This is a genomic window from Paenibacillus apis (genome assembly GCF_018333295.1).
In the GTDB taxonomy this organism is placed as follows: Bacteria; Bacillota; Bacilli; order Paenibacillales; family Paenibacillaceae; genus Fontibacillus; species Fontibacillus antibioticophila.
On sequence record NZ_BORS01000011.1, the window covers coordinates 160,376 to 174,384 of the forward strand.

The following is a 14,009-nucleotide window of genomic DNA, read 5'->3' on the forward strand; positions in this document are numbered from 1 at the left end:
ATGACTGATACAGGCTTTTTTTTCTGCGAGTCAGCAGTTTTTTGTAAAAACGTCTATCGTCTGGATTTAACGCAATTGTGAATAAGGTAAATATTCTACCAAATGGCGATAAGCAGAAACTTGATGATTGCTCATCAAGAAGCCGCTGTCCTATAGTCGATGTATGGGTGGTACCACATCATAAGCAAAATTGTTCTTAATTCTTCTGATTAAGGATTGAAGGAGGTTGCCTGTGGCAGACTCAACTGGTGGTGCACTGGAGTTGCGTAATCATGTTCAGCGCCGACGTGAGACCAAGCGGAGATTCAGAGAAAACCTGCCGTTGCTCTCATTATTTGTGCCTGTACTCCTGTTCTACGTGATCTTCAAGTATGTACCGATGTTCGGCGCAATCATGGCGTTCAAAAACTACAACTTTACAGACGGCATTCTTCATAGTCCATGGATCGGGTTGGACAACTTCAAGATTCTTTTCAGCAACCCGCAGACAATTAACATTATTCGTAATACACTGGTGCTTAGCGTATTGAATATTGTTGTCGGCTTCCCGATTCCGATCCTGCTCGCTATTCTGCTCAATGAAGTACGCAGACAATGGTTCATGAAATGGGTGCAGACGCTCGTTTATCTTCCTCATTTCTTCTCATGGGTAATCGTTGGCGGGATCGTAGTGACGATGTTTGCCGAGCAAAATGGGATTATTAATGCCGTTCTGGAGCGGATGACGGGCAATACCTTTCCCTTCCTCTACGATGAGGGGTCATGGATTACAATTTTCCTCGGAGCTGGTATCTGGAAGGAAGCCGGATTTAGCACGATTATCTTCCTGGCTGCTATCACAAGCATCGACCCTTCTCTCTACGAGGCGGCAAGTATGGATGGTGCCAGTAAATGGCGGCAGATCATCAATATAACCTTGCCTGGAATTAGTGCTACAATCGTTCTGCTGCTGATTTTACAGATGGGCAGTGTGATGAGTGTAGGCTTCGATCCTGTGTATGTCCTGCAGAATTCCGGGGTGTACAACGTATCGGAGGTTATCAGTACTTATATCTACAAGGTAGGTATTCAAGGTGGACAGTTCAGCTTAACCTCGGCTATGGGCTTGTTCGAATCCATCGTGGGCTTTGTGCTGGTGTTCAGCGCCAATCTGGTCGCTCGGAGATTCGGCAATGGCCTGTGGTAGAGACCATATGCAATCAGAAAGCTGCTGATACAGAGGGAGGAAGAGAGGGGCCATGAGAACAACACGAGGTGAAAGATGGTTCTATGCATTTAATTACGTGATACTGACATTGGCTGGACTCAGTTGCTTGCTGCCGCTTATTCATCTGATGGCTGTATCCTTGAGTGATAATCATGCAATCCTGTCCGGGACTGTTACGCTGTGGCCGGTGGGCTGGAGCTTCGAGACTTATCGCTCGCTGTTTGTGGGCACGCGAATTGTGGAAGCGTTTACGAACAGTGTCATTCTTACAGTTGTCGGGGTAGGTCTGAGTATGCTCTTTACGGTCATGGCGGCCTATCCGTTATCCAAGCGGTATTTCTATGCACGGAGAACACTTACGTTGATCATTGTCTTCACCATGCTATTCGGCGGCGGAACGATCCCGACCTTTCTCGTCCTGAAGGCATTGGGGCTGATCAACAGTTATTGGGCATTGTGGCTGACGGGGCTGGTTAGCACGTACAATATGCTGGTCATGCGAACCTTCTTCGAAAGCATTCCTGAAGAGGTGATCGAGTCGGCCAAGATAGATGGTTGCGGAGAGTACCGACAGCTGCTGCGAATCGTACTGCCATTATCTATGCCGGTCATTGCAACCTTGACGCTATTCTATGCGGTCGGTTATTGGAATTCCTTTTACAGTGTGATGATTTTTATTCACGATACGACCAAATATAACCTTGCAGTGATAGTTCAACAGATGGTGCAGAGTCAGACGATGCTGCAGGAGATGAATAATCTCCAATCGGAGAGTGTCCAGCAGATGACCCCGGAATCAATCAAGGCCGCTGCATTGTTCGTGATGCTCATTCCGATGCTGCTCGTATATCCTTTTCTGCAGAAGTATTTCGTTAAGGGTGTCATGATTGGTGCGGTCAAGGGTTAACTGCAGGAATTGTCTTGCTGTTTGTTACGGCAAAGCATATTAATAAATGGGGGTTGTAAGATGAAGATGAGGAATAAAAGTGTATTGCTGATTGCAACGACTATGCTGATCGTGTTAGTGCTCGCTGCATGCGGAACAGGGAATAATAAGTCAGCCGCAGGAGACAAGTCTGCGAATGGGGACAAATCAGCTGCTGATCGCAGTACAATTACCGTTACCTTGTATGATCGTGGTAATGTGCCGCCGGCAGCTGGTACGGTGGACGACAACATCTGGTCCAAATGGATTAATGAGCATAGTCCTGTAGGGGTTGATTTCATTCCATTCCCGCGCTCAGAGCAGGTACAGAAGCTGAATCTGCTGTTCGCATCGGGAGATGCACCCGATCTGATTCTGGAGTATGACGGCAACTTCCTCAATCAGCTGTATGGGCAGAAGCAGCTGCTGAAGCTCGATGACCTGATTGCTAATCACAGCACCACCTACAAGAAGATGACGGAGGAATTCCCGCAGTTGCTCACTCTCGGACAGATGGATGATGGCGGTACCTATCTGGTAGGCCGGATCCTGGGTATGAAGACGAATGACTACATGCTGATTCGCAAGGATTGGCTGGATAAGCTGCAGCTCGAAATGCCGACCACGACGGAGCAACTCTATGAGGTGGCTAAGGCATTCCGTGAGCAAGATCCGGATGGGAACGGAGAGAAAGACACATTCGGTATGAACATGGGCGGCAATAATGCAGAATCTGTCATCAATGCGATGTTCAATAATGGAAGCCGTTTTGTACAGGACGGTCAACTGGTTAATCCAACAGTAGGCGAGCAGGCTAAGGCAGCAGCGGATTTCCAGAAACGCTTGTTTGAGGAAGGCATCGTGGATAAGGACTTCCTGACAGATAAGACGGGCGAAGTTGCCAAGCAAACTTGGGTAAGCGGGAAGCTGGGCATTTATCTGTCGAGCAGCGGGATTGACAATGCCTTGCTGCTGGAAGCATACAAATCCTTGTTGAAGAATGATCCCGGAGCGGTGATTGAGCCAGTTCCGCTGCCAGAAAGCCAATATGGCGCGTTTAATCCCAAATATAAATCACCGATTCAGATGACTGGCGCTATCAATGCCAATGCCAAGGATCCGGAAGCTGTTATGCAATATATTGATTTCCTGGTAGATCAAGACACGGCCATGACACTCAAGAACGGGATAGAGGGTGTTCACTATAACAAGGATGCAGACGGTGTTGCGATCCCGATTGATGCGGAGAAGAATAAAGCTGAACTCGTAGGCATGCTTGATTTCAATATGCTGAGCTTTATCGGCACATTGCCGGAGAAGGAGCAGGCTGAGGTCAAGCTCAACATGGATATCCCGGAAGAGAAGGGGTTTAGTGAGCTGATTGATGCTGCACATGCAGCATTTCTTAATCCGGATCGGCCATACGCACATCCGGTTATCAACTGGCCAGGCTTGCCGTCGGATCTGCAAGTGATAGCCAAAAATACGGAAACCATCGGTGATATCTGGAGAAAGTCGATTGTCAGCGGCGATAAATATACGACCGATCAGGCGCTCGCTGATGTACAGGCGCTGTGGAACAGTGCTGGCGGGACCAAGATTGATGAATACTTCAGCAATTGGCTTAAGGAGAAGGCAGACAATGTGCTTTACATCAGTGATTTTCAGCAGTAAACTGCCATGCAGGCTGCTTAGTGATGAGGAGAGAAGGGGAGAAACCGACGATGCAAGCTAATCTTGGATTTCCAATCGAATCGAGCAAGCGCATTTATCGCCATCCAGCTAATCCGGTGCTTGCACCCAAGGATGTGCCCTATGGTCCGGCAATGGTCTTCAATGCGGGGGTTGCCAAATTTCAGGGCAAGTATGTGATGGTATTCCGCAATGACTACGGCAATGAGCAGGGGGAGCAGGTATACCCGAGCCATACCACGAATCTGGGGCTGGCTTTCAGTGAGGATGGGGTAGACTGGAAGGTCGAGCCGACTCCATGCTGGAGCTGGCATGATGAGGAGGTTCAGCGAGTGTATGATCCGCGGCTCACCGTGATTGAGGGTCGCTGCTATCTTTGCTTTGCAGTAGATACCAAGCATGGTATACGTGGCGGAATTGCCGTTACGGATGATTTTCAATCGTTTGAGGTACTTAGTCTGTCCGTGCCGGATAATCGAAATATGGTCCTGTTCCCTGAGAAGATCGGTGGTCAGTATGTACGTTTGGAGCGCCCGTTCACGGTATATAGCCGGGGCGGTAGGGATCGGTTCGATATGTGGCTGAGCCGCTCGAACGATCTGCGCTACTGGGGGGATTCAGAGCTGTTGCTAGCCGTGGAACAGGTCCCCTATGCGAATGACAAGATCGGCCCGGGGGCGCCTCCAATCAAGACGGAGCAAGGCTGGCTTACCACATTCCATGCGGTTGACCTGGACCCGGCACGCGGCAAGAACGGCTGGGAGCCTGCGTGGAAGAAGCGCTATACAGCAGGGATCATGCTGCTGGAGCTTGACAATCCAAGTCGCGTGCGCGGGATATACAAGTCGCCGCTCCTCGTGCCGGAGGCAGACTATGAGGTCGCAGGCGGTTTCCGCAATAATGTCATCTTCCCGGGTGGCATGCTGCTCGAAGATTCCGGCGAGGTGAAGATTTACTACGGTGCTGCCGACACGGTGGAATGTCTTGCTACAGCACATGTGGATGATTTGATTCGTCTCTGTTTGGAGCCTCAGAGCGCGGAGTAAAGTTGCTTGAACTAGAACTGCGCAGAGCTATTGGCATTATAAACAAATAGAACTGTTGGCACTGTGGACGCGTTAGTTATGCTATCGCTCCTCAGTGCCTTTATTATTAAATAATCAGCAGGCTTCATTGAGGTATCCTAATTGCAGAGCCGGGAATATGATATGAGCGGGACAAAAAAGTATTGCATTTGTCTTGGATAGATGTTATTTTTAATCTCGTTGAAAAGAATATAGGAACCAGGATTCACTCAGGACATGTTGATGTTGCGAGAGAGTTTTCCCTCGGGAAGTGAATGACGTAGGTCCTAGCGGATGAAATTAGGTCAAACATTTTATTCCTAGGAAGGGGGAACCGAAGGTGGAATGTTCAACTTTCGGAAGACACGTTGCTGTTGATGCTTGGGGAGTGGACTTTGAGGTATTGAATAATGAGCATTTGCTTCAGGCTTTCTTAGTCGAAGCGGCGGATGTCTGCGGGGCAACTGTACTCTCTATTCAATCGAGAAAGTTTGAGCCGCAAGGCGCTACTGTGTTGGTAATGCTGTCGGAGAGTCACCTCTCGATTCATACGTATCCTGATAAAGGCTTTGCTGCAATTGATTGCTACACCTGTGGTGAGGATGTCGATCCTCAGCAGGCCGTGGAGTATCTGGTAACTGTCTTGCAAGCCGAGAAAAGCTACGCAAAAACATTGATTCGCGGAACGGGTGAGATGGAGGTTGCAACGCCTGCTTTGAATCCCGTAGAATTGGTGTAAAGCAATTCGCCTCGACTTATGTAAACCAAGAAGAATTTTGCGATAATATAAATTTAACCATGGACAATATCCATGGTTATTTGTTTTGAATGTGGACGTTCATAAAACATTCATAAATTACTCACCTAATTCCAAGGGGAATTCAAATTTGGTGTGATATAATTAACATTGTTTTTGTTGATTAGTTAAATTTAACGCCTAAACTTTCAAGAGGCAGGTGAACTTTGCAATGCACATTGTAGTTGTGGGATTGAATTATCGGACTGCGCCTGTTGAGGTCAGGGAGCGTTTTGCCTTTGCAGATACAGATATGCCACAAGCGCTGGAAGAACTGAAGCGCACCAAGAGTGTATTGGAAGGTGTCATAATTGCTACCTGCAACCGGACCGAAATCTATGTGGTTGTAGACCGGTTGAATATGTGTGGTCATTTTATCCGAGGCTTTATGGAAAAGTGGTTTGGTATTCCGCGCGAGGAGTTTACCAAGCACTTATATATATATGAAGATGAACAAGCTTTACGTCATCTATTCCGAGTCACCTGTGGATTGGACTCCATGGTCCTTGGCGAGACCCAGATTCTTGGACAGGTCCGGAATGCCTTTCTGTTGGCGCAACAGCAGAAAGCGACCGGCAAATGGTTCAATATGCTGTTCAAGCAGGCTATAACGCTTAGCAAACGGGCCCATTCGGAAACAGCCATTGGCGAAAGTGCGGTCTCGGTCAGCTATGCTGCAGTTGAGCTGGGCAAGCGTGTTTTCGGAAGCTTTGAAGGCAAGCGGGTATTGATTCTTGGAGCCGGAAAGATGAGTGAGCTGACAGCGAAGCATCTAAGCGGCGCAGGAGCCGCAGAGCTTCTGGTAGCGAATCGTACCTTCGCCAAAGCCCAGGAGCTTGCCTCCAAGTTTGATGGAACGCCTTGCTCGATGCAGGAAGCGATGCAGCGCTTGTCTGAGGTGGACATCCTTATCAGCTCTACCGGAGCGGAGGGCTATGTTGTGACATCCGCCCAGGTTGCTGCGGGGATGAAGCATCGTCCTGAGCGTCCTTTGTTTATGATCGATATAGCGGTTCCCCGGGATATTGAGCCTGCAATTGCTGAACTGCATAATGTGTTTTTATACGATATTGACGATTTGGAAGGAATCGTGGAAAGTAATATGGAAATGCGGAGAGGAGAGGCCATCAAGATTGAGAGCATGATTGAGCATGAGATCTCCGTCTTTGGCAACTGGCTCCACACGCAGGGCATCAAGCCGGTGATTCAAGCTCTGCAATCCAAGTCATCCGCCATCCATGAAGCAACCCTGGAAAGTCTGTTCAACAAACTTCCGGAGCTTGATGAACGGCAACGCAAGGTCATCCGCCGGCTGACCAAGAGCATTGTGAATCAGATGCTGCATGATCCGGTTAACCGGATCAAGGAGATGGCTGCGGAAGAGAATGGTCCTGAGGCGCTTGAATGGTTTACGCAAATTTTTGCGCTGGAAGAACAAATGGAAGCTTTAGGTGAGGAGAACAGCGCTGGTCAGGAATGGACCGCGAAGGAAGCGGATTCTCCGGCACCGAAGGAATTCCCGGCTGTAGTTGAGCCTTCGTTGGTTCAAGTTACTGTATAACGTGTAGTAGTCCTTGGTATGACGAATCTTTGCTCCTCAGGCTTAGCCTGCGGAGCGGAGCGTTTATACACGAGGGCTTTTTTTACATGCACGAAATTGTGTGCTCTAAAAGGATCGAAAGATCACTTTCTGAACAACCTCTGAAAGAGTCTGTCAGTGGAAAAATAAGTGTGTGTACAGTATGCTATACACATTGAGGTTGTAAGAGCGTGACAGGGGGGACACTATGCAGACTTATGTTCCATTGATGATGAAAGTGTCAGGAAGGAGCTGTATCATCATCGGGGGCGGACTCGTTGCAGAACGAAAGGCGCTTTCTTTGCTGGATGCGGATGCCAAAGTAAGGATTGTCAGCCCCGCAACAAGTGAACGGCTGCATCGTCTTTTTCTTGAAGGAGCTCTTGAATGGATTCAGCGAGGCTACCGGGAGGGTGACCTTGAGGGGGCCTTTCTGGCATACGCAGCAACAGATACACCAGAGATTAATGACGCAGTCGTTGAAGAAGCTAACCGCCTAGGAATTCCGGTGAATCATGCCGGGGATGGGGGACGAGGTTCCTTCATTACTCCGAGTGTACTGAGGCGCGGGAAGCTGGTCCTGTCTGTGTCCGCTTCGGGAAGCGGGCCGGCTGCAGCAAGCCGCTTATGCCGCGAGATTGACGAAGTCTACGGCGATGACTATGAGCTATATCTGGATGCGATGGCAATGGCGCGAACGCTGGTAAAGGCCCAGGTTCGAGACCCTCATAGAAGGTCCGTCTTGCTTGGAGTAGTTAGAGATATGGATATGCTGGCTCAGATCCGTCAGGGAACATTTACTCCGTGGAGTGAAGAAGAATGGATGAACTGGATCGAAGCTTATCGGGAGGATGATGAAGCATGAAGCGCACTATTATTGTTGGAACCAGGCAGAGTCAATTGGCTTTAACTCAAACCGGACATGTGATCAGGGCCCTGGAGCAAATTTGTGCTGAGCAAGATCTGCCATACAACTTTGAGATCAAAAAGATCGTTACGAAAGGCGACAAAATTCTGGACGTAACCTTGTCAAAGGTCGGAGGAAAGGGCCTGTTTGTAAAGGAGATTGAACAGGCGATGCTGGACGGAGAGATTGATCTGGCAGTACATAGTATGAAGGATATGCCTGCTGAGCTTCCTGAAGGCTTGATCATCGGCGCGATTCCCAAACGGGAAGATCCGCGGGATGCGCTTATCTCCCGCAACGGTCTGGAGCTGTCGCAGCTTCCTCAAGGAGCCAGGATCGGTACGAGCAGTCTGCGGCGTTCCAGTCAGCTTGCCGCGAATCGGCCCGATTTCGTGCTTGAGCCGCTTAGAGGAAATATCGATTCCAGATTGCGCAAGCTGGAAGATGAGGGATTCGATGCTATTATTCTTGCTGCCGCGGGTTTGCTAAGAATGGGCTGGGAGGATCGAATCACCTCCTATCTGCCGCCTGAGATTTGTCTGCCTGCTGTGGGACAGGGCGCCTTGGGCATCGAGTGCCGGGAAAGCGATGAGGCTGTGAAGCAATTGCTCTCCTTATACAATGATCCGGATACGGCGGTGACAGTAACGGCCGAGCGCCGTTTCTTAAACGTGCTTGGAGGAAGCTGCCAGGTGCCGATTGGAGCCTTTGCACAGCTGAATCCGGGGTCGGACAAGGAAGCACCTGCAGAAATGGTGTTGACCGGTCTGGTAGGCTCACCTGATGGAAAAGTGATTTTGAGACAATCGATGGCAGGCAATGATCCTCTCCTTCTGGGAGAAGCATTGGCAGGCAAGCTGATTGCCAAAGGCGCAAATACAATATTGGCTTCTACTGGAGAGTGATTATTGGTGAAAGGGAGAGTATATCTTGTAGGAGCAGGTCCAGGGGATGCCCGGCTTATTACGCTCAAGGGTCTGGATTGCATTGCTAAGGGGGATGTCATCGTCTACGACCGGCTTGCGAACCCCAGTTTGTTGAAGAAGGCAAGGCCCGGTGCGGAGATGATTTACGTGGGAAAAAGAACCGATCGCCACACGATGAAGCAGGAGGATATCAATCAACTGCTGGTCGATCTAGCCCTTAGCGGCAAGACTGTGGTAAGACTGAAGGGCGGCGATCCGACGATCTTCGGCCGTGTGGGCGAGGAGGCCGGGCTGCTGCGTCAGCACGGGATTCCCTATGAGATCGTCCCAGGCATCACGGCAGCTATATCGGTTCCCGCTTATGCGGGTATACCGGTGACCCATCGGGATATGGCCTCATCCGTGTCCATCATAACCGGACATGAAAGCCCCGATAAGCTGGATGAAGCTATTGATTGGGAACGCGTGACCAATGCGACAGGTACCCTGGTGTTTATGATGGGGGTAGCCAAGATTGGTTATATCAGCGGCCAACTCATGACCTACGGAAAGAGTCCGGAGACGCCGGTCGCTTTGATTCGTTGGGGAACACGAGCTGAACAGGAGACGCTTGTCGGTACACTTTCCGATATCGAGCAAAAAGTGCTGGAGGCCGATTTCAAGCCGCCGGCCGTTATTGTGGTGGGCGAGGTAGTTCAACAGCGCGAGCTTCTGAAATGGGCTGAGACGATGCCGCTCTTCGGCAGCCGCATTCTCGTGACTCGTTCCAGATCGCAAGCGAGCGGTCTGGTTCATCAAATTGAGGAGCTCGGCGGCGAGGCCTATGAGTATCCGGTGATTGACTTTGCTTGGCCTCAAGGGGAAGCTTTGCAGCGTACACAAGAAGCACTGGGACAACTGGATACGTTTGACTGGACGATTTTCACAAGTGTAAATGGGGTTGAATTCTTCTTCCGTCACCTGCTGGAGACGGGGCGCGATATCCGCTCTATGCATAAAGCAAGGATTATTGCAGTCGGTCCCGCCACGAAAGAAGCTTTGCGCCAGCATGGGCTGACCTCGGAGGAGCTTCCGGGAACTTTCCAGGCTGAAGGATTGCTGGAGACATTCGGACCTGTCCTTAAACCGGGTCAGAAGGTGCTGCTTCCTCGCGGAGATTTGGCCCGCTCCTGGCTTCCGGAAGAACTGAAAAAGCTCGGACTCGAAGTGGTCGAAGCGGTGATGTACGAGACAGTTCCCGCCGGGGAGGACGATGACGAATTACTGCGGCTGCTGGGAAAGGGCGGCATACATGCTGTCACCTTCACGAGCTCCTCTACGGTTACTTATTTCATGAAGGCTCTAAGAAATATGGGGATAGAGAATCCCGTTCAAGCATTGGATAAGGTTACGATCGCTTGCATCGGTCCGGTAACGGCCGAGACGGCAAAGACAGCCGGCTTGCATGTCGATCTGATGGCGGAAGAGGCTACGATTAACAGTCTCGTGCAGAAGCTTGTTGAATGGAAGGCGCTTCAAGGCTCGCAGCAATGATGACATAATTCGATTTATTAGTTATATAGGAGGGTAATCCATGAGTTTTCCAATCGTAAGACATCGCCGGCTTCGGCAATCGGCAGGTATTCGTGGAATGGTGCGTGAGACCGTATTAGATGTAAATGATTTCGTTCAGCCGATTTTTGTGGCGCATGGCAGCGGGATCAAAAGAGAAATCAACTCGATGCCAGGGGTATATCACTTTTCTCTGGATACGCTGGAAGAAGAAGTGAAGGACATCGTTGATCTGGGCATTCCGGCCGTCCTGTTATTCGGAATTCCGGAGAGCAAGGACAGCGTAGGCTCTTCCGCTTATGACGAGAATGGAATTGTTCAACAAGCTACCCGAAAAATCAAGGAGCTCTATCCCGATCTTCTGGTTGTAGCAGATACATGTCTATGTGAGTTTACAGATCACGGCCATTGCGGAATGGTTCATACCTTTGAGCGGGATGGCCATGTATGCGGGGATGTTTTGAATGATGAGTCCCTGGAACTGCTAGTTCGTACAGCGGTATCTCAAGCTCAAGCTGGAGCGGATATTATTGCTCCTTCCAATATGATGGACGGTTTTGTACACGCGATCCGTACCGGATTGGACGAAGCAGGCTTCAGCCATATTCCAATTATGTCCTATTCGGTAAAATATGCCTCTGCTTTCTATGGTCCTTTCCGGGAAGCAGCCGATTCGGCGCCGCAATTCGGTGACCGCAAGACGTATCAGATGGATCCTGCCAATGTGCGCGAGGCACTGCGTGAAGCGGAATCGGATGTATTGGAAGGCGCAGATATGCTGATGGTGAAGCCTGCTATGGCTTTCCTGGATATTGTCCGCCTGCTTAGAGACCAGTTCGACCTGCCAATCGTAGCTTACAATGTGAGCGGAGAGTATTCCATGGTCAAGGCGGCTGCCCAGCAAGGCTGGATCTCTGAACGGGCCATCGTGACGGAGATATTGTTAGGGATGAAGCGCGCGGGAGCCGATATTATCATTACTTATTTTGCGAAGGATGCGGCGCGCTGGTTACGGGAAGGAAAATAAGGGGAACAGGAGCTGAGCTTATGAGCGGAAATTTAGGACGGCATCGTGATGAGCATTCGCGTCAGGCATTTGAGCAGGCAAAAAAGGTTTTGCCCGGTGGAGTCAACAGCCCGGTGCGGGCATTCAAGTCGGTGGGACTAACCCCGATCTATCTGGATCATGGTGCAGGCTCCAGAGTATTTGATATTGACGGTAACCAATATATTGATTATGTAGGCTCATGGGGTCCTTTAATTATGGGACATGCCCATCCTGAGGTCGTCTCGGCCTTGCAGGAAACAGCGTCCAAAGGCACTAGCTTCGGTGCGCCAACCCTGCTGGAGACGAAAATGGCCGAATTGGTGGCCGAGCGGGTACCGTCTATTGATATTGTGCGGATGGTTAACTCCGGGACGGAAGCAACGATGAGTGCGATCCGGCTGGCTCGAGGTTACACGGGACGAAGCAAAATTATGAAATTTGAAGGCTCCTATCACGGTCATGCGGACAGTCTATTGATCAAGGCGGGTTCAGGCGTCGCGACGCTGGGCCTTCCGGATAGTCCCGGCGTTCCTGAGGGCGTTGCGGCTAATACGATTGCCGTTCCTTATAATGATCTTGCTTCGGTACAGCTTGCCTTTGAGCGTTTTGGTGATGAAATTGCCGGGGTTATCGTGGAGCCTGTCGCAGGCAACATGGGCGTGGTGCCTCCGCTCCCAGGCTTCTTGGAAGGGCTTCGTGAGATTACAACCCGTTATGGAAGCCTTCTGATCTTTGACGAGGTGATGACCGGGTTCCGGGTACATATTCATTGTGCTCAAGGGCGTTATGGAGTCACTCCTGATTTGACCTGTCTGGGAAAAGTAATCGGGGGCGGACTGCCTGTAGGAGCGTATGGCGGCAAACGGGAAATTATGGAGCAAATTGCACCGACAGGGCCGATCTATCAAGCGGGAACGCTTAGCGGTAACCCGCTTGCGATGACTGCCGGATATACGACCTTATCCTTGCTCACGCCGGAGGTCTATGATCAGTTGGAGCGTTTGTCGGCAAGATTGGAAGAGGGCTTCACGGTGAATGCGAGGGAAGCGGGCATTCCATGCCGAATTAATCGGGTAGGCTCGATGGTATGTCCATTCTTCACCTCGGACGAGGTTGTGAATTATGATACGGCCAAGAGCAGCGATCTGGAGCTGTTCCGCCGGTATTTTGCAGCGATGGTCACAGAAGGGATTAATATTGCTCCTTCTCAGTTTGAAGGGATGTTCGTATCCGGAGTCCATACCGAAGAGGATATTGAAGCCACGATCGAAGCACATCGCCGTGCGCTTAGAGCGCTGTGAGCCGTCTGCGCAAACCGGGGATCAGGCGGGGGGAATGGCTGGAGCTGATGCCTGGCAAGCTTCCTGCCCGCGAAGAGGGGGGCCGCATGAGTGCGGCCCTTCTGTGGTTGGAAGAGGAGTATGGACTGAACCGGAAGTGGCTCGCTTCCTTAGAAGCTGCCGGTGGAATCAAGCTTGCGGGCGACCGGCTTCGTATACATGGCTTTCCTCCTAAGATTTCTCAATATCCTCCTGCCCTTGAACCGGTGGAGGTTCTATATGAGGATGATTACTGCCTTGTGGTCCACAAGCCGCAGGGGATCAAGGTGCATTCGGACGGAGTAAGCCGAGAGCCGGCATTATCTAATCTCGTGTCCGGTCTTTATTCCGGCCGCGGAGAGTTGGTTGCTCCCGAGCATGTTCACCGCTTGGATGAACACACCTCAGGGCCGGTCCTGTATGCCAAGAATGAGCTGGCACGGCGGCAGCTTGAGACGGCTATGGAGGAAAAAAGAATCGGACGCATCTATGTTGCTCTGGTTGATGGAATAGTCCCAGCTTCACTGCGGCTCATTGATGAGCCGATCGGACGAGATCGCCATCATGCTTCCAGGAGGAGAGTATCTCCTACAGGAAAAAAGGCAGTTACCCGGGTTGAATTAGTGGAGACCCATCCTGCTTCAAGTCTTGTAAGACTTACGCTGGAGACGGGGAGAACCCACCAAATCCGGGTCCATATGAGCTATATGGGACATCCGCTGCTAGGCGATGCGTTATATGGCGGCAGCCTGCGATATCTGAAGCATCAGGCCTTGCATGGGGAGAGCTTGTCCTTTCCTCATCCGATGACGGGTGAACTGGTCGTTGTATCCGATCCTTGGCCGGCAGCCTGGGAGGGAATCCTAGCCAAGCTGAGATCGGCAGAATAAAAAGGAGTCATGCACTCCCTTTTTAAGCATATAGATAAAATCGAGCGATGATTTGGACCCGTGCACTTACCGGATACAAAATCATGTTTGGATATGCTGAAGGGA

12 protein-coding genes are annotated in these 14,009 nt (G+C 50.5%); all 12 read left to right on the forward strand.

Going from position 1 to position 14,009, the window contains the following annotated elements:
• The first annotated feature begins 232 nt into the window (after positions 1-232).
• The 12 genes from KI362_RS16730 (at position 233) to KI362_RS16785 (ending at position 13,904) form a co-directional block, all read left to right on the forward strand.
• Entirely contained in the window at positions 233-1,186 is a 954-nt protein-coding gene (locus tag KI362_RS16730; RefSeq protein ID WP_374705674.1) for an ABC transporter permease, read from the forward strand.
• 52 nt (positions 1,187-1,238) lie between these two features.
• The gene (locus KI362_RS16735) at positions 1,239-2,114 is read left to right on the forward strand and encodes a carbohydrate ABC transporter permease (RefSeq protein ID WP_301628775.1); all 876 of its coding nucleotides are present in this window, start codon (positions 1,239-1,241) and stop codon (positions 2,112-2,114) included.
• A 60-nt stretch (positions 2,115-2,174) separates the two neighbouring features.
• Positions 2,175-3,806: an extracellular solute-binding protein gene (locus tag KI362_RS16740; protein ID WP_301628777.1), complete on the forward strand. Its 1,632-nt coding sequence runs from the start codon at positions 2,175-2,177 to the stop codon at positions 3,804-3,806.
• A 50-nt stretch (positions 3,807-3,856) separates the two neighbouring features.
• The gene (locus KI362_RS16745; protein WP_101781204.1) at positions 3,857-4,870 is read left to right on the forward strand and encodes a glycoside hydrolase family 130 protein; all 1,014 of its coding nucleotides are present in this window, start codon (positions 3,857-3,859) and stop codon (positions 4,868-4,870) included.
• 358 nt (positions 4,871-5,228) lie between these two features.
• A complete protein-coding gene (speD, locus tag KI362_RS16750; RefSeq protein WP_044481759.1) occupies positions 5,229-5,627 on the forward strand; it encodes an adenosylmethionine decarboxylase in 399 nt (132 codons plus the stop codon).
• A gap of 229 nt (positions 5,628-5,856) precedes the next feature.
• Positions 5,857-7,245, forward strand: a complete 1,389-nt coding sequence (hemA, locus tag KI362_RS16755; protein WP_044481758.1) for a glutamyl-tRNA reductase — start codon at positions 5,857-5,859, stop codon at positions 7,243-7,245.
• Positions 7,246-7,471: 226 nt separating this feature from the next.
• Positions 7,472-8,128 (forward strand): precorrin-2 dehydrogenase/sirohydrochlorin ferrochelatase family protein, encoded by a 657-nt coding sequence (locus KI362_RS16760; RefSeq protein WP_044481757.1) that lies wholly within the window; start codon positions 7,472-7,474, stop codon positions 8,126-8,128.
• Positions 8,125-9,075, forward strand: a complete 951-nt coding sequence (gene hemC / locus KI362_RS16765) for a hydroxymethylbilane synthase (RefSeq protein WP_301628782.1) — start codon at positions 8,125-8,127, stop codon at positions 9,073-9,075. The genes KI362_RS16760 and hemC overlap by 4 nt, the downstream gene beginning before the upstream one ends.
• A gap of 6 nt (positions 9,076-9,081) precedes the next feature.
• Entirely contained in the window at positions 9,082-10,629 is a 1,548-nt protein-coding gene (cobA, locus tag KI362_RS16770; protein ID WP_301628784.1) for a uroporphyrinogen-III C-methyltransferase, read from the forward strand.
• Between the two features lie 40 nt (positions 10,630-10,669).
• Positions 10,670-11,674 carry a porphobilinogen synthase gene (hemB, locus tag KI362_RS16775; RefSeq protein WP_044481755.1) on the forward strand — a complete coding sequence of 335 codons (1,005 nt, stop codon included), beginning with the start codon at positions 10,670-10,672 and terminating at the stop codon, positions 11,672-11,674.
• A gap of 20 nt (positions 11,675-11,694) precedes the next feature.
• Positions 11,695-12,996 carry a glutamate-1-semialdehyde 2,1-aminomutase gene (gene hemL / locus KI362_RS16780; protein WP_301628786.1) on the forward strand — a complete coding sequence of 434 codons (1,302 nt, stop codon included), beginning with the start codon at positions 11,695-11,697 and terminating at the stop codon, positions 12,994-12,996.
• The gene (locus KI362_RS16785; protein WP_306432845.1) at positions 12,993-13,904 is read left to right on the forward strand and encodes an RluA family pseudouridine synthase; all 912 of its coding nucleotides are present in this window, start codon (positions 12,993-12,995) and stop codon (positions 13,902-13,904) included. The genes hemL and KI362_RS16785 overlap by 4 nt, the downstream gene beginning before the upstream one ends.
• The last annotated feature ends 105 nt before the right edge of the window (positions 13,905-14,009 follow it).